Origin of the sequence: Leptobacterium flavescens (assembly GCF_010671605.1) — a bacterium.
In the GTDB taxonomy this organism is placed as follows: domain Bacteria; phylum Bacteroidota; class Bacteroidia; order Flavobacteriales; family Flavobacteriaceae; genus Leptobacterium; species Leptobacterium flavescens.
Genome location: NZ_JAABOO010000001.1, coordinates 258,454 through 282,923 on the forward strand (window position 1 = coordinate 258,454; position 24,470 = coordinate 282,923).

Consider the following 24,470-nt stretch of genomic DNA (forward strand, 5'->3'; position numbering starts at 1 on the left):
TTTTTACTAGTTTTACAAACATACTAATAAATTAGTAATTCTACTATAATTTTAGTAGATTGGTATTATCACACTAAAATCGATATGGATCTAGAACTTACAAAAGCAGAAGAGAAGGCAATGAAAATTCTCTGGTCTATAAAAAAGGGACTTATCAGAGACATCGTTGCAAAATATGAGGAGCCCAAACCGGCCTATACAACGGTTGCCACCATTATGAAGATCCTTGAAAAGAAGGGCTTTGTGGGAAGGCAACCGATTGCGAATTCTCATGAATACTACCCTCTTATCGAAAGAACGGAATACACTAATGGTTTTATAAGATCTTTTATGAACAGATATTTCTCCAATTCATTTAAAAGTATGGTATCCGAATTCAGTAGTGAAAGCAATCTATCTACAGAAGAAATGGAGGAACTTATCGAGCATTTTAAAAAGAAAATCGAGAGTAAAAACAAAAAGTAATGGAAGTTTACCTGCTAAAGTCCAGTATTTCTTTAGTCGTTTTATATTTTTTGTATAAGCTGGTTCTAAGCTATGAACCCAATCATCAGTTAAACAGGTTCACCGGTTTTGTCTGTATCCTTTTTTCCTGTGTTTTTACCCTAATCCCTGTGGAAGGTCTGTTCGGTTCTGATAAATATCCCCGGGTGGTAAATTACATTTTTGAGAACTCTTTGACGCCGGTAGTGGATAAAAACTCTTTTAGTATCTATCTAAGCATCTATTTTGCGGGGCTCATACTTTTTTCATTTCGTTCTCTCTACGGTCTGTTTAGCCTTGTGCTACTCTATTTCAAATCTCCTAGGTACAAACGTTGGGGATTTACCGTGGTTCAGCTAAACAGAAAAATACCTCCTTTTACTTTTTTTAATATTTTATTTATCGGTCGGCATGACCTCGAACAGGAGGATATGGAAGTGCTAATAGCACATGAACAATATCATCGGGAGCAATTCCATTCAGTCGATACGTTACTTCTGGAGATCCTGACCGTAGTTTACTGGTTTAATCCTGCCATCTGGCTCTTCCGCAGATCTATAAAAGCTGAACATGAATATATGGTAGACCGGCAGGTCCTGGAACGCGGATTTGACCCGTTAGACTATCAGCATCTTCTTTTTCGCACGCGAACCGGAGTTTCTCTCCAACTCGGAAATCACTTTAGTAATGGCGGAGATCTTAAAAAACGCTTTAAAATGATGGAACGGGAAAGAAATAAGAATTCCTTTGCTTATCTCCGGCTTACTCTTTTTCTGCCGGTAATGTTTGTCATATTGGCTTTCGGTTCCTCTTTCAAAACTTCTGATACCAACAGCAATGGTCAAAAAATAATACTACGCGATCATTCCAAATCTGCTGATGGCAGATCGGCAATGGAAAATATACAAAGTGATCTTTTTACAAATGAAGAGCCTCTCTATATTTTAAAAAATGACGGGGATGATAAATTGGTCAAACCCTCTTTTCTTCAGGAGCGTTCCCTGTCGGAAATTGAAAGCATAAATATTGTAAAAGGTGATAAAGCCAAAGAAAAATATGGTTCCAATGCAAAGAATGGCGTAGTGGAGTTTAGGCTTAAAAACTAATATAACCTAAACAAAAAGCCGAACTTACGTTCAGCTTTTTTAATCCATTATTTCAACTTTTTTATTGCTTTGGGAAATTCTCATTCGCCATAATTTCCTTGATCTGATCTACATGTCTATGTGTATGTCCGGACATAAACAAAAGTACCTGAAGTCCGTCAATTGTTCCGAAAGGTAACTCTGCGTAGTGGTTTCTCAGGTCATCATCGGTCTTTTTCAGGTATTTTATGTGTTCAGATCTCTTCTTCTTAAACTCTTTTAGAGTAGCCTTATAAGAACCGAACTTCCCTGTAGGCTCAAAAGGCTCCCGGGTCTTAACCTTATTGCTTCGATCGGTAATGATTTTAAGGAGTTGTGAATCCGGTATTTTTACTTCAGATCGCCTGTCAGGGCTAGCCGGGGTTTTAAGTGCGTTATCGAGCATTCCGAAGATCATACTCTCTGATATAGCTATATGTTCAACACATTCGGCAATCGACCAGGATTCCGGGCTGCTTTTAAAATTTAACCGTGCATCACTCAACCCTTTAACGGTTTTCATAAGATAATCTTTGGTTTTCGCCATTTCGGTAACGGCCATCTGACGCTCAGAATCGGTTAAGTTTACATCAGAAACAGTAAAACTTACCAATAATAACATCACAATAGGGAGAATAAATTTTTTCATGAGTATTTAATTTTAAGTTGTTTAAATCTTTTATCTATGACGTTTGGGTTCACAAAATTTGGACAACAAGCGGGGAATATTTTTTAAAAAGTGTCAATATTTAATTTCCCAAACCAATCCTATAAATTACAAAATTTCTCCCTTTTCTCTTAATAATTCGGCCATTCAGGCTTTCTTTTTTGAAATTATATATCTGATTATCTGCTTCTTACAGGAAAAACCCCTTAGCAAAAGGGGGAATACCCTAAGCGTTTTTACAGATGATTGATGTAACTTTAAAAACCTTATTCTAACAACCGTGCCAATAATTAAAAATGAAAAATGCTTATCAAATTGCCTATGGCAAAAGCAATGCAGATGTACTCGCAAGAGAGGAACTGTTATGGCCGGAAATCAAGAAAAAAATCTTTAAGCTTTGCGAATGTTCCAAAAATATTATGATCAGCATTTTCGATATCAGGAAAAAGACTTTTCTGAGCTGCAGCTGTTCCTACGAGGATCTTTTAGGGTATCGCCCTGCCGAGATCATAGACGGAGGCTGGAAATTCTGGTATAATCTTATCGATCCGCGGGAAGCCCGGATCATTCAGAAACAAATATCCAATTTTATCTTCTCCAGGCAGAGAGAGATCAATTCCATTTACCTGAACTATCATATCAAAACCCCGAGTGGAAAATGGTGTTTTATCAAGCATGAACTGGAATTATATCATATAAATAATGAGATCCTTCTGCTGAATTACCTCTATGACTTCTCCGATAGGGAAAGCATAGAAAAATGCCTCGGTAAAAAGATCAACTCTGTTTATTACAACAACTTGCTGGATGTGGATATCTCTTCCAGGGAACTGGAAGTTCTTAAACTGATAGCTAATGGTTTCTCCTCCAAACAGATCGCAGATAAACTCTACATAAGCGGTCATACTGCCACTTCGCATCGTAAGCACCTCATTGAAAAATTTAAAGTAAACAACACTGCGCAACTCATCAAGAGAGCTTCCGAACTCATGCAGCTATAGAGTAAATTCCGGAATTTTAGACAATTACGCTCAAAATCCCTAAAAATGGGGATTGATCCGAAACCTTTTATTTTAAAACTTGCATAGGACAATAATTACCCCCTCTAAGTAGCATTATTTCCCCCCTGCGATCAGCATTTAAGCAGTATTTAAAGTTTAATCAGGTTATGATTGGATCGGCTCTAAAATTATTAAGGGATGAATTGAGTAATTATGTCTTTCAAAACAAAAGGCCTACAGACGCTATTACCGAAGATGATATCATCCTGCACAATATTGCGCTTATGGATGGGGAAACGCATGGCGACCTCAACAATAAGATCATAATTACCCTGGTTAATACGGAAGAGGAAAGCACCCTCAAAAACAACAGCAATACCATCAGAACCCTGAACGGGACCCGATATGTAGAGCCTCCGGTGTTCCTGAATCTTTACATTCTTATTTCTACGACCCTCGGACAAGATCTGCAGGATGCTTATGAGTTTGCCCTCCACCGCCTGTCGCTGGTTATCCAGTTTTTTCAGGCCAAGAAGAGTTTTACTGTTAAGAACTCCCCTTTTACAACCGTTTCCGGAGATATTACTATTTCTCAGGAAGAAAAGGACGAGCTCAGGTTAAATGTAGAATTATACACCCTCACCTTTGAGCAGATCAACCACCTCTGGGGCTCTCTGGGAGGAAAACAGGTTCCCTTTGCCATGTATAAAGTACGCCTTGTGAAGATCCAGGAGAATACCGAAGAGGATGCTCCGGTAATAGAGACCATTGAGAGAATTGAGAACATGATAAATGCCGATTGTGATGAGTAGTACCGTTTTTAAAAGGCTTTTCGAGATCCGTTTCCTGCATGATTATTTCCTGACGACAGCAGACGGAACTTCCTTTTTTGACAGGAACCTGGCAGAGAAAAAAGATCTGATCAACAAAAAACTTTCGCATAACATCTACGATATAAAAGACCTCTTCGATATAAATCCGCTGGAAGACACCAAAAGAAAAATGAGTGAATACAGATTGCTGATGGCAAGAACGGCACTGGGTTTTATTGTGGGAACAGAAGTAGATACGGAAAACGTGGCCGGAGAGATCCGTTATAAAGCCGTACAGGAATTTATTCCGGAGCTGAGCCTCGGTTTTTCAGTTCGCCCAAAGCTTCCCTTTTTTAACAGTATGACCAACATTAATTTAAGGCATTCCCTCCCTTCCATATACTATCTGACCAATAAAAATAAGACAGAATTGGACGAAGCAGGGCCTCCACCTTATAAATCCCTGCCACTCTCCAATAATGTTGAAGAGCATCAGCCAGGGAAAACCTATGAAATGGGTTCATATGTCAATTTCGGTGGAACGATCAGAGAAGCACTTCAGCAAACAGACGGTAGTGATCCAACTTATTGGGAAGATACTACGGATAAACGTTTTTTAAATGCTTCCGACAGGATACTTCTTCCATCCAATTTTATCTATCGCTTAAAAAAAGAACAGAACATCACCCAGATAAAATTTGTTCTGGAGGATGTGAGCAATACCGAAATAAAGACCATTGATAAAGGAGGGCTTGTAGCCTTAGGGGACATTCCTCTGAACTTTGAAAAGGTTGACGAGACCGATGAGAACTCTCCTCCTATTCCTTCAGATTTCTATACGTTGAAGATCACAGCTAATGCAGGGCCGGAAGTTTCCTATCCGGTTTACCTGAACAGTGAAATCTACCACAAGGATCATTTTGCACTTATAGATATCAGATTCGATGAAACAGGGTCTCCTTACAGTCTTTTGGACGCCGGAGGTTTTTTGATCACCAAAATAGACGGGGCAAACCAAAAGGTGTCTCATCCGGTTTTTGAGATCAGGTTAAGTAACAGAAGAACCTATTGGAGGTACAGAAAAGAAGGTGGATTCAGTGCACCGGAAATAGCAGCAACCGCTGCGCATTTGTCCCTTCAATCCGAGAAGCTGATATCCATAAAACCCAAGGCTATAACCGAAGCGCTGGTTCCTTTTAAGAACGGGACCGCTCTTTTGTTGCCCCATCCCAGGATCCCGGCAATCCGGGTGGAGGAAGAGAAGATATTTTCTGAGATCTATATCAATCAGTCAAACAGATTATTAAAAAATTAAACATTGAACCTTTTATAAAAATGGCATTATGAACTATAAAACACCTGGAGTTTATATTGAAGAGATCCCTAAACTCCCACCGTCAATCGCTCAGGTTGAAACCGCAATTCCCGCTTTTATCGGATATACCGAAAAAGCCGAGGATCAAAGAGGAAATTCATTATTGAATGAGCCTAAGAGAATTAGTTCTTTACTGGAGTACGAACGTTTTTTCGGGAAACCCGCTGTAGAAACTCAACTTTCCGTATTGATCAGTGAACAGCCCAGTGCACCAACTATAGTACAGGCGTCCATCGGAGACAGGTCTAAGTACATCATGCATTATGCTTTACAGATGTTTTTCGCTAACGGAGGCGGTCCCTGCTGGGTGGTTTCCGTAGGTGATTATTCTACCGGTATTGTGAGCTTTGCCGATCTTAAAACGGGGCTCGACGCTACCGAAAAGATCGATGAGATAACACTCTATGTATATCCCGATTCCCAGGGACTGGACAACTTCCCGGATTTTTATAATCTGTTCGGAGAGTCGATGGATATGTGTGAAAAACTGAAAGACCGGTTTACGGTCATGGATATATGGCAGGATCCGGCAGAGCCCGATCTTCTTGCCAATATAGATGTGATGCGTAATAACACCCCGCCGGAAGAAAACACTATTAAGTACGGTGCTACCTACTTCCCTAATGTAGAGACCATTCTCGATTATTATTACGGAGGTGAAGGTGATGGAGATGCCAATGTAACCATTGTTCATCAGGGTGGTGACGGTTCTTTAAACGGGCCGATGTCTGACCTGAAATCCAAAAACAATGCACTTTATTTCCAGGCACAGAATTCCATTCGGAACCTTCCGCTGGAAATGCCTCCTTCATCCGGGGTCGTTGGTGTATACGCCAGTGTCGATTCGTCAAGAGGAGTGTGGAAAGCACCTGCCAATGTAAATATGGATTATGTGATCAGGCCCATGATGAAGGTTACAGATCAGCAACAGGAAAGCCTGAATGTAGATGTCAATGCCGGAAAATCTGTAAATGTGATCCGTTCGTTTGTCGGCCGGGGGAACGCCATCATCTGGGGTGCCCGTACGTTGGCCGGTAACAGTAACGAATGGCGCTATGTTCCGGTAAGGCGGTTTTTCAACATGGTAGAGGAATCGGTTAAAAAAGCAACGCTTCAATTCGTATTCGAACCTAACGACCTCAACACCTGGTCAAGGGTAAAATCGATGATAGATAATTTCCTGGTTCAGCAATGGAGAGCAGGAGCCCTGATGGGTACTACTCCTGAGCAGGCTTTCTACGTAAAGGTAGGACTGAATGAAACCATGGATGAAGTAGATATCTGGGAAGGAAGGATGATAGTGGAAATCGGAATGGCAGTCGTGAGACCGGCAGAATTCATCATTCTAAGGTTTAGCCATAAAATGCTATCAGAGTAAACCATAAAGCAAATCAATGAACACTAAAATAGTAAAACATGGCTAGCAAGAACGGCAATGATAACGGTAATAATCCGGAAGCAATAATATGTGAAACCCTTACCGTCATTAAAAATGAAAAGAATGCGGCAGATAGTTCGGAAGCTGCCGGCAGGACTCTTCAGGAGTCAAAGGAAAAGGCCCAGGGCTATAAAATTTGTTGTCTGGACAGCGCAGAGAAATCACATAAGGTCTATCAGGACATCATGAGTTGTGTAACTCTCGGGAATTATAAGAAGACAGAGATCATTCAGGGAAACACGGAGGAATACATTAAAAAAGATGAAGACATAGAAAAGCTCATCAAGGAATCCTCCAAGTTGTTGAACGAAATGCGGGTTAAAATGGAAGAAGCCCATAATGCAGCCTGCGCAATGTCTAACTGTGTTAAGAACAAACTCTTTCCAAAATCCGGGAAGCCTTCAAAAGACGGGAAGATCGGAGAAATAGAACACGATCTTAAGGAGATCATGGATAAAACCAAGACGCTGGATGAAAAAGGGCAGAATGCGTTTGAATCCGCAGTAACAATTGCAGGGATCCAAACCTTTACCAACACTCACAGTCTTAAAGAGTTTGTAAAACTTCTTGTAGATGCCGTAAAGATCTTTAAGGATTGTGTGGATGCCAATATAAAATCTACTGCGGAAGATGTGAGTAAGGCAAGGGAAGAACTGAATGCTGTTGTAGAAGAACTGGCGCAGATCATGTGCGATACAGCATCAGAATCTACCACATCCCAGGGTCTGGAATGCATCATAAAGTTCATTTGCGAAAGTGAATGCGATGGTGAATGCCTCGATCTCTGCGAGGAGTACGGAAGCTGTTATGATAAAGGGAAAGAAAATGAAGGCAGAAAGAAGACTCCCCGAAGAAAAGGAAAACAGTCTGCAGATCAATATTAATATCCGGTATAACAATTTAAATAAGAAATCATGGGAAAATTTATGATAAACAACGCCTGCTGTAAAGATGATCCGGGTAATGGGGATCCGGAAAACGATTGTCTGGACAAATGGAAAAAAGAACATGAAAAAGCATGTAACGATTATAAAAAGGCGGCTGCCCAGACCGAAAAATTCAGGGAAGAATATATAAACTCCCTCAATTGGGAAACAAAACTGGAAAACTGGGACAGGCTCATCACCGAAGCCGATAAGAAATCAAAGGATATTGTTACGCAACTTGACTTTCTTCTGGAGCAGGTAAAAATAGTATGTGAAAAATCCAAGTGCACTACCGAAGCCCTGGAAAAGCTTACCTGCCTGGTTAAGACCATTTTCGATTGTTTCTTCACTTTCGATGAGAACAAGGAGGGGCTTAAAGATAAGATCACTGCATTTAAAAAGGCGGTCGAATGCCTTCAGAATGTAAGCGACGAAGACAAGGCAGAAGTTATCAAATGTATAGAAGCTTACGAGGAGAAGATCGTCCTGGTTTGTGAAATGCAGGATGCCATTCTGGAAAAGCTTCTGGAAACGCTCAAATGCGCTCATCTTCTATATGCAGCTATCTGTAAGGAAGACGGTTTGGAAGATAAGCTTAAAGGTATTCGTGAAGACTTTAACGGAGATGGTTCTGAAGATGATGAACATTGCGATGATGACGAGGATCAGGGTGAAAATGAAGAGGAACAAAATGAAAACGATCCCGACAAGTACAAATATCCGTGCGATGACAAGAAAGCCAAGCCAATTCCAACCTTCCCTATAAGTAGCAGTTGGTATTACAAAAAGGTCCGTAAAGATTATGAGACCGCCACAGAAAAAACAGAGAGTCTGAAAGAAGATTGGATCAATTCCAAAAAGGAAAGCGACACCATCCTCTCTAAGAAAACGAGCCTTGCAGAAGCTATCAAAGCAGCAGAAGCAGCGGAGAGTGGAAAATAAGCATATCAAACACTAAAAATTAAAATCTAAGAATATGGCAGCAATAGGAGATTATCCACTACCAAAGTTTCATTTCCTCGTAGAATGGGGAAGCGATTTTCGAATTGGATTTACGGAGGTAAGTGGACTGGACTTTGAAACAGAGGTCATTGAATACAGGGAAGGGAGCAATAAAAAATACAATAAAACAAAGCAACCCGGACTCACCAAATACAGCAATATTACCCTGAAAAGAGGAACGTTTGAAGGCGATTTCGATTTCTTCACAGAATGGCAAAAAACCTACTTCTTCCAGGAGGGTAATGATACAGGTTCCCTGTACAGACGCTCTGTTACAGTTAAGTTGTTAAATGAGAACCACGAGCCTATTATTACCTGGATCCTGGAAAATGCATGGCCGAGCAAGGTACAATCTACCGATCTCAAGGCCGATGCCAATGAAGTAGCAATAGAGACCATGGAACTGGTACATGAGGGACTCACCATCCTGGAGGCTAAATAAGAAGCGTATTAATGACTGTGGAATCAAATAGCACATATCAGATTGTCGGCTTTCATTTTAAGGTGTCTTTTCTGAATCTGCCCACCGTTAAGGAGGTTGATGTTCGATTTCAATCGGTTGGCGGAATGAATGTAGAAGTAGAAAAAGAAACCGTAAAAGAAGGCGGTGAAAACCGGTTTGAACACAGTATTCCGGGAAGGAGAAAGTATACAAGCCTCACCTTAAAGAGAGGAATACTTACTCCGGAGCACTCGGGTCTTACCCAATGGTGTCAGGATGCATTTCAGAACATGGTGATCACGCCCGTCGGGAAGGTCAATATCGAACTGTTAAATGAGAATCACGATGTGCTCATGCAATGGGAACTCTCCCATGTATGGCCGGTTAGCTGGAAAGTGGGAGAACTGAACGCAGAACAGGGAAGTGTTCTTATCGAGACTTTAGAGCTCAATTACAATTACTTTAAACTGGTTACAGTAAACCCATAAAAGAAAAGATCATGCCTTTGGAGATCAGAGAATTAGTAATAAAAGCAACCGTAAACAACAGCAGTTCAGGCCAGTCCGGTGCTCAGCAATCAAAAGGAAGTGCCGATGTAGACATTAATGAAATTGTTGAAAAAGTGTTTAAGATCATTAAAGATAAATCAGAACGCTAATGGATGATAACGGACAATTGGTAAAGGTTTTAATTCACGCCTATGAGGATGAGGAATTCCGAAACAAATCGGGTATAAGCCCTAATCCCATTTCACTGCCCGTCAACCCCGAGAGTTTTACACAAAATTTTAAAGTAGAGCTCAATCAGCAACAGGGACAGGGAAATCAGGGGACAAATCCCGATTATAAAGGAACAAAACCCGAGGAGTTAAAGCTCGATTTTATTTTCGACGGAACCAGGACCATAGAGGGTTATAAGTACAACGGAGATGACCATTCGGTAAAATCTGAACTGGAAATTTTTATGAATACCGTTTACAATATGAATGGTGAGATACACCGCCCTCATTTTTTACAGGTACAGTGGGGGAATTTTATGTTTCCCTGTATCCTTTCCAATCTCGATCTGAATTATACCCTTTTTAAACCCAATGGCGATCCTTTACGGGTAAAAGCCAGTACCACTTTTTTAAACTATGTGGCTCAACGTGAGCGCGTAGCCAGGGAAAGAAGACGTTCTCCGGACCTTACTCATGTAAGGCAGGTAAAATCGGGAGATCGTCTGGATCTGATGACACATAAGATCTATAAAGATTCCAATTATGTTACCCGTGTGGCCAAGGCAAATGGCCTGACCACCTTTAGAAAGATAAAACCCGGAAGGGAATTGGTTTTCCCTCCTATCGATAAAAGATCACAGGAATGAAAGACAGAGAAATACCGGTAGAAGCTTCGCATCATGTAGCTACCTTCGATATTCTGATCGACGGGCAGTTGGTCGATCCCGGCTATCAGATACTTTCCATATCTGTTATAAAGGAGATCAACAGGGTACCCTCTGCAAAGATCATTCTGAAGGACGGCGATTCTGCGGATGAAAGTTTCAGGATCAGTGAAGAGGAAGAATTCCTTCCAGGAAAATCCATCAATATAAAAATTGGCCGCGATGGTGAAAACGAACAGGTATTCAAAGGAGTTATCATCAAACACGGTATCAGGGTAAAGGAAAGCGGAGAAACAGAGTTGATCCTCGACTGCAGGGATGAAGCCGTAAAAATGACTATTGGACGCCATAACCGCTATTACGAAAACAGTAAGGACAGTGAGATCATGGAGGAAGTTATCGGAAGGTACTCCGGATTAAGTCACGAAGTTGATGTTACTTCCATTACCCATCTCGAGATGGTTCAGCATCACTGTACCGATTGGGATTTTCTGCTGATGCGCGCAGATGCCAATGCAAAATTTGTTACTGCCGACGATGGAAAGATCAATATAAAATCGCCGGAAACCAATACAGATCCTGCACTGGCTGTATTATTCGGCTCTACGTTGATAGATTTTGAAGCCGAAATGGATGCCAGGCATCAATGGACATCGGTAGAAGCCAAATCATGGAACTACTCCGGGCAGGATCTGTTCGAACACACGCTAAATAGTGTTCCTCTTAATGAACCCGGAAATATAAGCGGAGAGAACCTTTCGGGCACTATAAGCCCGGAAACATTTGAACTCAGGCATACGGGGCAGGCTATTGAAGAAGAATTACAGGAATGGACAAAAGCCATTATGCAGCGAAGCCGCCTGTCCAAAATACAGGGGAGAGCCAAGTTTATCGGATTCAGGGAAATTAAACCCGGACAACTCATCGAATTACAGGGAATCGGGGATCGATTTACCGGAAATGCATTTGTCTCTGCGGTAAGACAGGACGTATACAATGGTTCCTGGTATACTCAGGCTCAATTCGGCTTAACTCCCGATTGCTTTTCTCAAACCTATAAGGATGTAACCGATGTACAGGCGTCCGGCCTGGTGCCCGCCATTAACGGATTGCAGATAGGCAAGGTAGTTCAGTTGCAGGATGATCCCGAAGGAGAAAACCGCATCCTTGTCAGATTGCCCATTATCGATAATTCGGCCCGCGGTGTCTGGGCCAGGGTAGCCACCCTTGACGCAGGGAATGAAAGAGGTTCTTTTTTCCTTCCCGAGATCGAAGATGAAGTAATTGTAGGTTTTCTGAACGACGACCCCAGGGATGCCATTGTTCTTGGAATGGTAAACAGCAGTGCTAAACCCGCGCCTATAACTGCACAGGATGTCAACCATGAAAAAGGATTTGTAACAAGGTCGAAAATGAGGGTGCATTTTAATGATGATACCAAAACCATAACCATAGATACCCCGGCGGGAAATAGTATTAAACTGGACGAAGACAGCACCTCTATTACCGTAGAAGATCAGAACGGCAACCTGATGAAAATGAATACTTCCGGAATAGAGATCAACAGTCCTAAAGACATCAAGATAGAAGCCACCGGAAAAATAGACATTAAAGCAGGAATGGCAATGAGCCTGGAAGCTGCACAAATGTCCGCATCTGCTAAAGCGAGCATGGAAGTAAAAGGAGCCACTACCAAGCTCTCGGCAGATGGAATAACTGAAGTTAAAGGCTCCCTGGTAAATATTAATTAACAGACAATCATGCCACCAGCAGCAAGAATAGCCGACATGCATACCTGCCCTTTATTTAACGGGCCCGTACCTCATGTGGGAGGCCCGATAACCGGTCCTTCCGTTCCCACCGTGCTTATCGGTGGACAACCGGCAGCAGTAGTAGGAGATATGTGTGTATGTGTAGGTCCACCCGACACTATCGTTAAAGGCTCGCTCTCTGTTTTTATCGGAGGTAAGCCGGCAGCAAGGTTAGGCGATCTGACAGCTCATGGCGGAGTGATCGTTCAGGGTTTCCCAACCGTAATGGTCGGAGGATAAAAACTAAGAAAATGAACACGAATAAAGCATACCTCGGAACGGGATGGTCCTTCCCTCCCACTTTCGATAAAGATATAGAGACCGTAAGCATGGTAAGTGCCGAAACCGATATTGAACAAAGCCTGGAGATCCTGCTTTCGACAAGCCTCGGAGAACGTGTCATGCAACCGGATTACGGATGTAACCTGAAGGATTATCAGTTTGAAAGCACAGATAATTCCCTGATCGGGTTTTTAAGAGACCTGGTAGAAAGAGCCATCCTGTACTATGAGCCCCGTATTAAACTGGAAAGAGTAGATATTACAGAAGCCGAATCTTTCGAACTTATCGAAGGAATACTTCGGATCACAGTACACTATATGATGGAAGGTTCCAATTCCAGATACAATTATGTATATGATTTCTATTTGAGGGAAGCAGATCAGGGAATATAAATAAAGGAAAAAACGGATGAAAAAGCCATCACACATATCACATCCCCTGAAAAACCGTAAGGGAACCAGTCAGAAAACCCGTATCATTTCTGCTCTGTCCCCGGATTCGGCGCCTATTGATGGTAAAACCCTCGCCGATCGCTTGTTCCTGATCAGCTCATACGCAAGGCAAATCAATTTTTACGAGTACCGCAAGAATGATAGAGATGGAGAATACCAGGAATTAAGCCACTGGTTACCTTTCTTCAGGAATAGTCTTCCTTTTCAGTTGGCAGAGTTAAGCAAGACATCGGCAGACGCTTTGGAAGAGCAATTCCTCCTGCTGATCAGCGAGCTGAACGCAAACCCGTCTAAACAATCCCTGGAATCGGTTATGATCTTTATTCTCAATAAGATCATAAGTCCGACAGCCCTCCTCTCCAGAACGATTGAAGAAGCTGAAAACAGTTTCAGTATCCCGCTTAACGCCATTGTCAAATCTGCTTTTATAGAAGCTTTAAAATCTTATATCTCTCTATACAATGCCAGTGCTACTTTTCTGTGCCTGGAAAAAAAGAATTTCTCAGATTATATGAAAGCTCCCTGGCAATTAAAGGTTCAGGAAGTTTTTGCCCTGGATCCCTGTATAAAACATTCAAAAAAAGGTAAAAAGGAAGCCTTTCTTAAAGCGGCAGATGTATTGAACACCCTTTTTGCACAGATGCTTAAAGGTTTTAGAGAAATTATTACTGCTTCACCCCAATATATTGAAGAGAGTTTATTACCTCTTAAGGAATCCCTCCAAAAAAGACATCAGCCTCATCTCGCTCTTTTATTCAGTTTCCTGGAATTATTTAATCACCTCCAGGGAAATATCAATGATCTCGGAAAAAAACATTTGGATTTCTTCTATGAGCGGGTCTTAAAAATGATCCCTAAAGATGCTGTACCCGATAAAGCCCATCTTATATTCGAAATGGCCAAACACCTGGATGAATACCCACTACCGGAAGGCCTGCTTTTAAAGAACGGAAAGGACGTAAACAAAGAGGATATCCAGTTTGCACTGGATCATGAAATTGTTCTGGACAAAGCACAGGTCAAAGAGTTGAAAACGCTTTCTCTTTACGACGTGAGGGATAATGGAAACAGTTACATTGAAGGAGTTTATACCGCACCTGTGGCAAATTCTGCAGACGGATTGGGGAAGGCTTTTAAAAAAGATCAATCCCAGAACTGGTCCAGCCTTGGGTCTAAATACAGTAAATACATAGAGGAAGGTAAAACAATTGCCAATGAACATCCTAAAGCCCGGCTCGGTTTTGTGATCTCTTCTCCAGTCTTGTTACTGGAAGAAGGAAAACGTACTATTACCATCCGCTTAAATTGTCAGCTCCCCCAAAACAGTAGTCATACTACCCTGGAAATAAAAAATGAACTGGAAAGCCTTGTTACTCAGCCCATCTATCACCTGACAGATGACCTCATCGATAATTGTGCTGCTTCCCTGTCTCCGGAGGCTAAGCAATTTTTGAGGGATTTTCTCAGTAAAGAAAGTCCATATCTTATTGAAGACCTGAAGAAATTCCTCAGCGTTGAAGATCCTGTTAGTTGTGAACCTGTTTTTTCGGAGGTTGAAAAAAGAACATTATGCAATTGTCTTCAGCTTTCTTCCACGACCCTGAGTGAGCCGATATTTAATATTTCCTTTAGTGGTGAAAAAGATTGGGTTATTCCAAAACCAGGAAATATCACGGATATTAAGATCAACCTTCCCGCATTTCCGGAACTGGCTACGGATGGCGATCTGCAGTTCGAGATCAAGGTAGTTCTTGAGGAAGATGATCCTATGGTGGTATTTTACGATGAAAAGCAGTTAAAAGAAAAAATTCCGCTAAAAAAACCCTTCCCCCTGGTAAAAATTGAGGCTAATACCGGTATTAATATCAAAAAAAACATATTTGGTTGCGACGATCTTAGTGCGCCGCCCCCTCCCGGAGATCCCAACCGATGCTGCCTGAAAAAAGAAAAAAGATCTGAGGAAGAGATCAACGTTTCCCTTTATCATTTTCTGAAAGGTCTGACCCTGGTCGATTCAAGAATAGATGTTGAAGTATGTGAGGTAAAAAATCTTATCGTTCAGAATGATGAGAATTTACAGGATGTGAATAAACCTGTCTTTCCTTTCGGCCCCCGGCCTAAGGTCGATTCTGCTTTCTACATCGGTTCCAGGGAGGTATTCTGCAAGAACTGGGAATCCTTCCGCCTTAATGTAAAGTGGAAAGACAGACCTGCCGATTTCAGCACTTACTATGAAGCATATAACCAGAATCCGCCACCAACCATAGATGACTCCAGCTTTAGTGTTAAAGGAAGCGTCCTGGAGAGCGGAAACTGGGAGGAAGACGGTACCAAAGAGATGTTTACCCCCCAGGAAACCTTTCCGGGTTGTCCTGATATAGATGGGGTTACCTACGACAATGGTTATACCTGGCAAAGAGCCGATTTTGGAGCCAGCGCAGCAAATTACGTGGTTAAGTCCATGCCTGTAGATCCTCTGGTGCCGCTCAATGTAAATTCCAGGAAAGCCTTTTTCCGGTTACAGCTAAAAGGAGAGGATTTTCAGCACGACCGCTATGCTTTTGTACTTGCCCAGCAGATGTTCAAACTTGCCGATGTAGCCGATCTTATCAAATCGGCGGGGTTTATTACTCAGGTCGATCAGAGTTGTACACTTGCAACCCTCAATGAAGATCAGATAACGGACCTAATAAACGAAGTAGACGCCCAGGGAGGGTCAGGAGGAACCATTAACAACCTGATTATGGCATTCCTTAAAGGAAGGATTTTCCCTCCGCCCATTATTAGAGGTTTGAACAATATCTCTGATGAATTACAGTCTAAAGTATGTGCTTTAAAAACACTCATTGAAAATATCACGGGAGGCGTGGATGTAGTCCTGCCCAATGAACCCTACACTCCTTTAATTAAATCCTTATCGGTAGATTATAAAGCTCATGCCACCAGGGAAGATATGGATATCGTTCATCTGTATCCGTTTGAAAACACCTCCAAATTCGAAGACATCGAAAAATCACCTACCCTATTCCCTTTTCTTAATGATGAGGGTACCCTGTTTATCGGAATGGAAGATATACAGCCTGGAGGAAATCTATCTCTCCTGTTCCAGCTTGCAGAGGCCACGGCTGATTCCGAAAGGGACAGAGCAAAAATAAACTGGCACTATCTGAAGAATAATGAATGGATACTCCTGAAGCCACATCTGGATGTAATTTCAGATCATACCGATGGTTTAACCGTTTCGGGGATCGTTACAATTGCCCTGCCTGATACTTTTTCAAAAACAGGCAGTACCCTGATGCCGGACAATCTATACTGGATCAAGGCATCCGCCGAAGAAAATGTTCAGGCGGTTGCAGAGATCATCGGGGTTCACAGTCAGGCCGCTAGAGCATCGGCCCATATGAGTGAGTTAAACGATAAGAACAGGCTGGATACAGCCCTGGAAGCGGGGAGTATTTCCAAATTGGTAGAAGGTGATTTCAGTGTTAAAAAAGTAGAGCAGTTATACGATTCATTCGAAGGGAGAAAACCGGAAGCTGAAGGTCATTTTTATATCCGGGTAAGTGAACACCTGAAGCATAAAGGAAGAGGGATCATGATAGGCGATCACGAAAAGATCACCCTGGAAGGCTTCCCTCAGATCTACAAGGTCAAATGCATCAGTCACACAATGGGGCTTTCCGCTAATGAATACCGCCGTGACCTGGAGGTTGCGCCCGGTTATATGGTTATTTGTGTTATTCCCGATCTGAGCAAATTAAAGTCGGGAGATCAGTTAAAACCCAAAGTTCCCCTGAGCATTCTGGAAAAAATAGGAGATCACATCCGAAGTAAAACCTCTCCCTTTGCGCGGATCAAAGTGATGAACCCCAGGTATGAAGAAGTAAATGTATCGGTTTCGGTTCGGCTGCATCGCGGGAAGCCCGATGCTTTTTATGCCAAGAAACTCAAGGAGGATATTACTCTTTTCCTTGCCCCGTGGGCAACAGGAAGTTCCGAAGACATCAATTTCGGGCAGGAAGTCCTCTTCTCCGATCTGGTAGGTTTTATTGAGCAACTGGACTATGTAGACTTTATCGTCAACCTCGAACTAGAAGGAGAATGCGATCAGAAAGGAGCAGTTATAAAACCCCTTACTGCAAGGTCTGTCCTCACAGGGGGTAAGATCTGTGTAAATATCAATAAAGAAAAATGTCCTGAACCCACAAATGAACAAGTAGAATTGATCTGACATGGAAGAATTAACAGGAAATAATACAACGGTCATAACCCGGATAGATCCGGACATCCCGGAGTATCTCGATTTTAAGAAGCTTCGTAGAGAAGGTCTGGAACATATCGGGAAACTGGCGGGTAAAATATGGACCGATCACAACGTTCACGATCCGGGAATTACCATTCTGGAAGTGCTGATATATGCATTAATGGACCTGGGATATAAAACCAATCTTCCCTTTGAAGACCTTATTGCACAGGAGAAAGATCCCGGGGCAGACGATAATTTTCTCACTCCTCTGGATATCCTTACTATCAATCCAGTAACCATAATGGATTACAGGAAACTCCTTTTGGAGATCCCCGAAGTAAAGAACGCCTGGTTGGAAATAGCAGAGCAGGAAATAGATATGTATGTCGATCCCACAGATAATACTTTGACCTGTGTTCGAAATCCTAATTCGGTTATCCGGAAATGCGGAGGGCTGGTAGAGAACGAATACGGAGAACTGCATCTAAACGGCCTCTTTAAAGTGTGTATTGAAAAGGATATCGATCTGGTTAAAAATGAAAAGCAGGAAGAGGAGCTCATCGAAAAAGCAAGGCAGCTACTTAATAAGCACCGGAATTTATGCGAAGATTTTGTAGAGATAAAGATCCTTAAGCCCCTTGATTTCGGAATATGTCTGGAAGTAGAGTTGCTTCCTGGTTTTGAAGGAGAAGGAATTTACGGTGAGATCATAAAAAGAGTAAAGAATTTTATCCAGCCCGAAATAAAGTATTATACGCTGAATGAATTACTGGACAAAGGAAAAAATATAGACGAGATATTTGCCGGGCGGTCTTACAGACTGGAAAGTTTCGGTTTTGTAGATACGGTAGAACTCGAAAAACTGGAAAGGCGAAAAGAGATCTATCTTTCAGACCTCTATCATGTAATTTTAAGCATAGAAGGCGTTCGGAAAATTAAAAAGATCAACCTTAACGGAGGGCAGATCATCAATGAGCCCGCGCTAGACTGGGTTGAAGCAAATCGGATTCCGGAAGATTGTGTTCCGGTCTTCTCACTTGAAAATACATGTGTAGACCTGTACAGCCGGGAAGGCCTGTTAAAGGTAGATAAGGCCAAAGTGCACCGCAGCCTTTCTTTCCCCGGAAAATTCGAACTCCCTATGGCCAATCTCAATACCGAAGTGCCTAAAGGACTTTACAGAGAGGATCTGGACGAGTATTATTCGATCCAGAATGATTTTCCGGTAGTTTACGGAATAGGAGAAGACGGTTTACCGGAAGAAGCAACATTAAAGAGAAAAACGCAGGCACTTCAATTAAAAGGATACCTGATGTTTTACGATCAGATCCTGGCCAATTATACCGCTCAGTTAACTCATATTCGTTCTCTTTTTTCTCTTAAACCGGAAGCCGAAAAGCAGGAAAATGAAAAACGTACTTATTTTACTCAATTACCGGATACCATTCCGGGATTGGAAGAACTCTTAAAATTCTACAAGGGAGATACAATCGAAGGTTCTGTTCTTGCCCTGCCGGTGCTGAACAATGACGAATGGAGGGCAGCATTGAATCGTCTTCAGGCCAATCCCAGGGCTGAACTGATCATAGATAATTTTTGCGGGGATAAAAAAAAATCGATAGACCCTTTTATTTTTCCTTCAGCGGGTATACGCTCTATCTACATAAATCAGCTGATCGACTCTTTCTTTAATGAAAACTACAGCATTGAAATACTGTCGGATCGTTATGGTTATTTCTTTACGCTCTGCCCTCAATTACCGGATGATATTGTAGTGGTTGGTACCAAAAGGTATGCTTCGGTAAACGAGGCCAGGAATGAAGCCAAAAACACGGCATTCCTTGCTTCCCTGCAGAAGAATTATATGCTTATCAGTGATAAATCTGAAACCTCAGCGGCAGATAAACACTATTTTAATATTTCCTTTCATCCTATTTCCTATATCGATCTTATCAGGGAGCTAACCGAAAAGAAAGAGGAATATCTGGACAGGAGAAAGAAGTTCCTGGATCATTTACTTGCCAGGTTCGGAGAAGATTTTACAGATTATACCCTTTTACAATATCAGAGCAGGATAAATCACACTCATTTTGATGAAGAAAGGATCAATGATCAGTCTGCCTATATCAATGAATTTGCAACAATAAGCCGTAATCGTGGAAAGGCCTTTAACTACCTTCAAACTTCCTGGAATTCCGACAATGTCTCCGGTTTTGAAAAACGCGTATCCCTGCTTTCGGGTCTTGATAATTATGAGAGACGTAACCTGTGTAATTTTGAAGTAATTCAATGTTTCAGGTTGTTACTGAAGGACAGGGCCGGGAATGTTTTTTTCAGAAGTAACAGGAGCTACGAAAGCCGGGAAGAGTTGCAGGAAATGGCAAAAAGGGTGCTGACTCAATTACGGAGCCCCAGATTTTACAGAAGGCTGGAAAAAAGCATGAACGGATTTGATGCCCGTGTAATGAAAAGATTGTTTTCTAACCAGGCGTCCGAAGAAAATATAATTGTTTCTAAGTATCATTATCAACAGCAACTTGTACATCCTTCCGGCGAAGTTTCCATAATCAGTAGGAACAGAAAAATAAGCTCTGCCAAACTGGCTAATGACAAAAAGGAAGAATTTATCAGTTCTATTAACAGGTCTTCCGAAGGAAAGCAAAAGGATTATCGTTTACTCCCTTTAAAGAGAAAAGATCATTTCCTCAATGCAAATGCCTTTGATTGCAGAATAAAAACCCTTATCAGCTGGAAGTGGCATATCAGAGAAGCGGCTACCGGAAAGGTATTTTCAAGCGAAAGCACTTTTAAAGATAAGGATTATACCTGGGAAAATATGATAGACCAGGCCACACTGAAAGACTATCTTACCGAACACGATACAGCAGTCAGATGGAAACTGAATGTATACGATAATGTTTCCTTTAAGGGGACAGGGCTTTATCCGGATGCCTATAAAGCGGTTACTGCCTGGAGGCAGGCAAAAACACTGGGGGCTTCTGCCAGGAATTATGAGTTCAAAAGAGATGGGAATTCTGTTTTGATCATTCTTAAAAATGAAAAGGGTAATCCAATTGCCACTACGGAGCGCCTTCGGCTTGAAGAACAGGAAACCGCCGCCGTCATAGAAAATTGTAGCAGGGTATTTGGTAACAGGAATACCAAGCCTGAATACGAGAAAGAAGCGGAGAAATTCGGTTTTAAGATCCCTTCCCGAAGTGAAGACCAAATGCTGGTGAGTTATTGTGTTTACAACAGTAAAACGGAAGCTCTTCAGCAGATCAAGGATGTATTTGTGCAGAGTATCAGTAAGAAGAACTACCTGCAATCGGGAGATCCCGGAAATCCGGAGTACAATTTTATACTAAAGGATAAATACAATTCATTTTTAGCCCTTCCTTCAGGGCATTTCGAAACAGCTTCAGACAGGGACAGGGCCCTTAATGCTGCTATCCGGTTTTTCAAAAAGGCAGAATTACCTGTTCAGGTTAAAGAAGAGCCCAGAAGATATGTATGGTCTTTACATGAAGATGAAAGCATCCTTCTTGATGCTTCTTCCGAATTCAGTTCAAAAGCCAGAGCCCAAAGCGATTTTGATAAAACCATCTGCAGGATGGCCGAGGAAAAAGATCCATCTCTTTGCAATCCGCATATCTATCAATTCAAAATTCACTCTACACCGGCCAGGTATCATTTTGTATACGGGGACAGTAATGCACAAAACGAATTGGAGCCTCTGTTTATAAGCCTTGATTCCTTTGAAAAATACGAAATGGCGGAGAAGGCTTACACCTCCTTTGTCAAGAAACTTCCGGGACTGACCTTTAAGAAGATATCTGAAAAGAAGAAAACATATGAATTTGCACTTTTTGAACCTAAAAGCGAACTGCCGCTTGTAGTTCAATACAGAAAGGGACGCAAAAAAGCTTCTGCAGAAAGTGCCAGGGCGGTTACGAGCTATATTCAGCGTATCTACACTGCAGATCTCAAACCTAGAGAAGATTTTATAGCAGAAGAAATGGCCGAAAACCAGGACGGGCTCTATGAATGGAGGTTTTACAAAAAAAACGCCCCGTTAGCCAAAAGTCCCTATCTATGCCCTAACCGGGCGTATACAACACGGGTAAGGTCTGCCATTTGCGATATTATTCCCCCGGTTAATCTGAAAGAATGCCCACCGAAAGACAGAGTGGTCTGCCCTGAGAAAAATCCGAAAAAATATCACTATCAGGTGTGCTTCAAGGATGATCAGGATAATGAGTTTATCCTTATCAGTTATATTGGTTTTGACAGCTATGAAGAAGCTGAAAAGGCCTGGGAAAAAGATTGGTTAAAAATTATTGAATTAGCACGGGATCCCGAGCAATACGGGGTTGACGGGAAGATCAACCTCCGTGAATCCTATAAAGCACCGGATGACAAAAGCTGTGATGATTCCTCATTCATAGCGGTTATTCCGGAAGAAATGCAAAGAAAATTACGGAGCGAAGGAAAAGATGTGATTCAGTATTATGTACTTCTGGCCAATATGTTCCCCATCTTTAAGGTAGATGATGAAGAAGACAAAGAATGTCATCAAAAATATAAATTCAGGGTAGTGATCCCGCAGGACAGCTTCAGCTTTAAAAGTTGTCTGTACGCTTATCCCGGCCTGAATTCGGGCAGTGTTATCTGGGAAAGTACAGATTGTTACGAAAATGCCTTGCAGGCAATAGAAGCTTACCTTCATTTTTACAATCTGGCCGGGACCTCCAATAATTGCAGGATCCTTTGCGACAAGGGTAGATTCTATGTCGGTTTGATGGAAGTACTGGCAGAGAGTTCCTGCGATTTCCAATCTGAGGAAGAAGCCTGGGACGATCTGTTTCCTGAGAAACGGAATACCTGTAACGACTGTCCTCCCGGCGGGGTCAGGGAATTTGTATATGCCGCGGAAGACTGCAAAAACTATATCCCCTACTGCGATCAGAAATACTGGAAATTCAAGGTTGTTTCACCCTCCTATTATATCGTAGATCACAATTGCTATTACAATTCGGAATGTGAACGGGATGAGCAGATCAAGAACTGGATCGCCCTTTTGGAAAAGACCCAATGGTCCCGATATATAACCGGTTTTGGCAGAGCTGCTATCAGCGGAGTTTCTTCTTCTCAGTTGCTCAGCTATATTTCCTCTGTGAACATTCAGCAGGACAACCTGAGTGAGTTCTGTGAATTGGTTCATATAATACGGGAATGCCTGAAAATATGCACGGGAGACGAAAAAGACCTGGAAGAAGTAAAGGATTGCCTAAAAGATAAGCTCAGGGCCAAAAGCAGGCTGTTGAGTTTTATCGACCATCCGGCATTTACACTTGAGAACCTGATAAATATTGCTAATTACTTCCCTATCTACAAAACAGAAAAAGGATATTGCTTCAGGCTTTACTGGCCGGAGAACGATAAGATCATTTCCGAGGATGGGCTTCAACCCTGTGGTTGTGAAGAGGAAAAACCCGGTAATCAGGAACAAGCCTGTAATGAAAAATATCCCTTTATCAGCAGTAATTGTTATTCCTGCTGTTCCGAAGCATTAAAGGCGTTTATTGAATTCTGTCGCCTCGCAACAAATAAGTCTTTAGGGATAGAATGTATAGCCAGGACAGAGTATGGTCCTTATTCTTTTCAGATTATCGACAAGAGTAAAGAACTGGCTTATCATCCACAGCAATACAGCTGTTTCCAGGATGTTATGGATGCAATTGAAATTACAAAAGCCTGTGTTTGCGATACGGGAATGCATCTTCTGGAACATATTTTACTGAGGCCGAAAACGGCGGAAGCCTGCAGGGAGATCATTCATGTTGATGAGGAAGGGAATCAGAAAGCCATAAATTGTTTGTTACCGATCTGTCCCGATTACTGCTGCCCTATTGAATGGCAGCCGGACATGGATAAGGATGATCCCTGCTCAGAGTCAGATATATTCAATATACACTATCTCCCCGGAAGCGATCCGTATTCCTTCTGGGCTACTCTTGTTCTTCCCTCCTGGTCCAAACGTTTCAGAACACAGGAAGCAAGACAAGCCTTTGAAAAATTATTATACCGGGAAGTCCCGGCATTGGTCGGACTTAATATTTTATGGCTAAGTCCAAGAGATCTTTGCAAATTCGAAGATGCTTATAAAATATGGCTGGAATGGTTGGAAAATCCTGAAATACCAGGGTGTGATCCTGATGGCCCTCCTCCCTATTGCATAATTGCAGATTGTATAAAAGAACTCGAATCAGAGCCTCCCTGCCCTTCCATTCCGGGAGAAGGAGGTGAATGCGATTGCGGAAGCCATGATCGCCCTGCACCCGATCCGTGTTGTTTACCACCGGATACGGAAGGAACCTTGTTTTGGGGGCATTGCCCACCGGAGCCTGATAGTGACATTCCTTTTGATGAAGGGCAGTTATTTATCACCTCAGCTTCTGATACTCAAACTGCACAGCTGGAACAGCTCAGCAAAAAAAGCCGGGTAAGTAAAAAAGTTACAAGATCAAAAGCTCCGGTAAGAAAGAAAAAAACAAGAGAGAAACCGGTTGAAAAAAGATCGGATAAAGAACTTCTGGCTTCTATCAGAAAAAGAAAAGCAGCTTATCTAAAAAAATTAAAAGCCGTAGAAGACGAAAAAGTGCTGAAGAGCAAAAGCTATGAACGGGCATTGTTCTTTGTTCAGAACGCTCCTGCTATCCCCGCTTATGCTCAGTTGATAAACTATTTTAAACGATACAGCTTAAATAAGGCAACAAATCCGGAACAGTTACTCGAGCTTCTGAAAAACGCCTCTTATCACCTGTTTGACAAATTAGCACTGGACAGAAAGGAAAAGCTCAAAAAAGAAGAATTGGAAAGCCTTAAAACCAGCATTGAAATCCTTAAAGAAAAGGGAGTATCAATGACTGGGCTTAAGAAGGAATGGAAAAGTGAAGAACTGAGATCCCTTGCAAATACGGGTATACTTAATCAGTTAAAAAGAATTGTCAAATAAAGATC

At 41.9% G+C, this 24,470-nt stretch carries 18 protein-coding genes; 17 read left to right on the plus strand and 1 reads right to left on the minus strand.

Going from position 1 to position 24,470, the window contains the following annotated elements:
- Window positions 1–84 precede the first annotated feature (84 nt).
- Both GWK08_RS01205 and GWK08_RS19315 read left to right on the plus strand, forming a co-directional pair.
- On the plus strand, window positions 85–465 hold the full coding sequence (locus GWK08_RS01205; protein WP_163605084.1) for a BlaI/MecI/CopY family transcriptional regulator: 381 nt from the start codon (window positions 85–87) through the stop codon (window positions 463–465).
- The gene (locus GWK08_RS19315) at window positions 465–1,589 is read left to right on the plus strand and encodes a M56 family metallopeptidase (protein WP_262887790.1); all 1,125 of its coding nucleotides are present in this window, start codon (window positions 465–467) and stop codon (window positions 1,587–1,589) included. Before GWK08_RS01205 ends, GWK08_RS19315 begins: the two co-directional genes overlap by 1 nt.
- Window positions 1,590–1,650: 61 nt before the next feature.
- On the opposite strand, the gene GWK08_RS01215 is transcribed toward GWK08_RS19315, so the two are convergent.
- Window positions 1,651–2,256, minus strand: coding sequence for a DinB family protein (locus GWK08_RS01215; protein ID WP_163605086.1), 606 nt, complete (start codon window positions 2,254–2,256; stop codon window positions 1,651–1,653).
- Between the two features lie 314 nt (window positions 2,257–2,570).
- On the opposite strand from GWK08_RS01215, the gene GWK08_RS01220 reads away from it, so the two are divergent.
- From GWK08_RS01220 to GWK08_RS01285, 15 genes are all read left to right on the plus strand, one after another.
- Window positions 2,571–3,275 carry a LuxR C-terminal-related transcriptional regulator gene (locus GWK08_RS01220; RefSeq protein ID WP_163605087.1) on the plus strand — a complete coding sequence of 235 codons (705 nt, stop codon included), beginning with the start codon at window positions 2,571–2,573 and terminating at the stop codon, window positions 3,273–3,275.
- A 167-nt stretch (window positions 3,276–3,442) separates the two neighbouring features.
- Entirely contained in the window at window positions 3,443–4,087 is a 645-nt protein-coding gene (locus tag GWK08_RS01225) for a DUF4255 domain-containing protein (RefSeq protein ID WP_163605088.1), read from the plus strand.
- Window positions 4,080–5,402, plus strand: a complete 1,323-nt coding sequence (locus GWK08_RS01230; protein ID WP_163605089.1) for a hypothetical protein — start codon at window positions 4,080–4,082, stop codon at window positions 5,400–5,402. The genes GWK08_RS01225 and GWK08_RS01230 overlap by 8 nt, the downstream gene beginning before the upstream one ends.
- Before the next feature lie 28 nt (window positions 5,403–5,430).
- The gene (locus tag GWK08_RS01235) at window positions 5,431–6,840 is read left to right on the plus strand and encodes a phage tail sheath family protein (protein WP_163605090.1); all 1,410 of its coding nucleotides are present in this window, start codon (window positions 5,431–5,433) and stop codon (window positions 6,838–6,840) included.
- 38 nt (window positions 6,841–6,878) lie between these two features.
- Window positions 6,879–7,784, plus strand: coding sequence for a hypothetical protein (locus GWK08_RS01240; RefSeq protein WP_163605091.1), 906 nt, complete (start codon window positions 6,879–6,881; stop codon window positions 7,782–7,784).
- Between the two features lie 30 nt (window positions 7,785–7,814).
- Window positions 7,815–8,768, plus strand: coding sequence for a hypothetical protein (locus tag GWK08_RS01245; protein ID WP_163605092.1), 954 nt, complete (start codon window positions 7,815–7,817; stop codon window positions 8,766–8,768).
- Between the two features lie 34 nt (window positions 8,769–8,802).
- Entirely contained in the window at window positions 8,803–9,270 is a 468-nt protein-coding gene (locus GWK08_RS01250) for a phage tail protein (RefSeq protein WP_163605093.1), read from the plus strand.
- Between the two features lie 11 nt (window positions 9,271–9,281).
- Complete coding sequence (locus GWK08_RS01255) at window positions 9,282–9,758, plus strand: phage tail protein (RefSeq protein ID WP_163605094.1); 477 nt, start codon at window positions 9,282–9,284, stop codon at window positions 9,756–9,758.
- A gap of 11 nt (window positions 9,759–9,769) precedes the next feature.
- Window positions 9,770–9,928, plus strand: a complete 159-nt coding sequence (locus tag GWK08_RS19175) for a DUF5908 family protein (protein ID WP_204335980.1) — start codon at window positions 9,770–9,772, stop codon at window positions 9,926–9,928.
- Window positions 9,928–10,635, plus strand: a complete 708-nt coding sequence (locus GWK08_RS01260) for a CIS tube protein (protein ID WP_163605095.1) — start codon at window positions 9,928–9,930, stop codon at window positions 10,633–10,635. Before GWK08_RS19175 ends, GWK08_RS01260 begins: the two co-directional genes overlap by 1 nt.
- Window positions 10,632–12,404 carry a type VI secretion system tip protein VgrG gene (gene vgrG, locus GWK08_RS01265; protein WP_163605096.1) on the plus strand — a complete coding sequence of 591 codons (1,773 nt, stop codon included), beginning with the start codon at window positions 10,632–10,634 and terminating at the stop codon, window positions 12,402–12,404. Before GWK08_RS01260 ends, vgrG begins: the two co-directional genes overlap by 4 nt.
- Before the next feature lie 9 nt (window positions 12,405–12,413).
- Window positions 12,414–12,704, plus strand: coding sequence for a PAAR domain-containing protein (locus GWK08_RS01270; RefSeq protein WP_163605097.1), 291 nt, complete (start codon window positions 12,414–12,416; stop codon window positions 12,702–12,704).
- A gap of 11 nt (window positions 12,705–12,715) precedes the next feature.
- A complete protein-coding gene (locus GWK08_RS01275; protein ID WP_163605098.1) occupies window positions 12,716–13,138 on the plus strand; it encodes a GPW/gp25 family protein in 423 nt (140 codons plus the stop codon).
- A gap of 16 nt (window positions 13,139–13,154) precedes the next feature.
- Complete coding sequence (locus GWK08_RS01280) at window positions 13,155–17,432, plus strand: hypothetical protein (protein ID WP_163605099.1); 4,278 nt, start codon at window positions 13,155–13,157, stop codon at window positions 17,430–17,432.
- Between the two features lies 1 nt (window position 17,433).
- Window positions 17,434–24,465 (plus strand): hypothetical protein, encoded by a 7,032-nt coding sequence (locus GWK08_RS01285; protein ID WP_163605100.1) that lies wholly within the window; start codon window positions 17,434–17,436, stop codon window positions 24,463–24,465.
- Window positions 24,466–24,470: the final 5 nt, after the last annotated feature.

Bases quoted from the DNA above. Each gene is read 5' to 3' on its own strand.
- GWK08_RS01205 (WP_163605084.1), top strand. From the start codon at position 85: ATGGATCTAGAACTTACAAAAGCAGAAGAGAAGGCAATGAAAATTCTC.
- GWK08_RS01245 (WP_163605092.1), top strand. From the start codon at position 7,815: ATGGGAAAATTTATGATAAACAACGCCTGCTGTAAAGATGATCCGGGT.
- vgrG (WP_163605096.1), top strand. From the start codon at position 10,632: ATGAAAGACAGAGAAATACCGGTAGAAGCTTCGCATCATGTAGCTACC.
- GWK08_RS01235 (WP_163605090.1), top strand. From the start codon at position 5,431: ATGAACTATAAAACACCTGGAGTTTATATTGAAGAGATCCCTAAACTC.
- GWK08_RS01240 (WP_163605091.1), top strand. From the start codon at position 6,879: ATGGCTAGCAAGAACGGCAATGATAACGGTAATAATCCGGAAGCAATA.
- GWK08_RS01255 (WP_163605094.1), top strand. From the start codon at position 9,282: ATGACTGTGGAATCAAATAGCACATATCAGATTGTCGGCTTTCATTTT.
- GWK08_RS01250 (WP_163605093.1), top strand. From the start codon at position 8,803: ATGGCAGCAATAGGAGATTATCCACTACCAAAGTTTCATTTCCTCGTA.
- GWK08_RS01280 (WP_163605099.1), top strand. From the start codon at position 13,155: ATGAAAAAGCCATCACACATATCACATCCCCTGAAAAACCGTAAGGGA.
- GWK08_RS01270 (WP_163605097.1), top strand. From the start codon at position 12,414: ATGCCACCAGCAGCAAGAATAGCCGACATGCATACCTGCCCTTTATTT.
- GWK08_RS19315 (WP_262887790.1), top strand. From the start codon at position 465: ATGGAAGTTTACCTGCTAAAGTCCAGTATTTCTTTAGTCGTTTTATAT.
- GWK08_RS01230 (WP_163605089.1), top strand. From the start codon at position 4,080: ATGAGTAGTACCGTTTTTAAAAGGCTTTTCGAGATCCGTTTCCTGCAT.
- GWK08_RS01275 (WP_163605098.1), top strand. From the start codon at position 12,716: ATGAACACGAATAAAGCATACCTCGGAACGGGATGGTCCTTCCCTCCC.
- GWK08_RS01285 (WP_163605100.1), top strand. From the start codon at position 17,434: ATGGAAGAATTAACAGGAAATAATACAACGGTCATAACCCGGATAGAT.
- GWK08_RS01220 (WP_163605087.1), top strand. From the start codon at position 2,571: ATGAAAAATGCTTATCAAATTGCCTATGGCAAAAGCAATGCAGATGTA.
- GWK08_RS01215 (WP_163605086.1), bottom strand. From the start codon at position 2,256: ATGAAAAAATTTATTCTCCCTATTGTGATGTTATTATTGGTAAGTTTT.
- GWK08_RS01225 (WP_163605088.1), top strand. From the start codon at position 3,443: ATGATTGGATCGGCTCTAAAATTATTAAGGGATGAATTGAGTAATTAT.
- GWK08_RS19175 (WP_204335980.1), top strand. From the start codon at position 9,770: ATGCCTTTGGAGATCAGAGAATTAGTAATAAAAGCAACCGTAAACAAC.
- GWK08_RS01260 (WP_163605095.1), top strand. From the start codon at position 9,928: ATGGATGATAACGGACAATTGGTAAAGGTTTTAATTCACGCCTATGAG.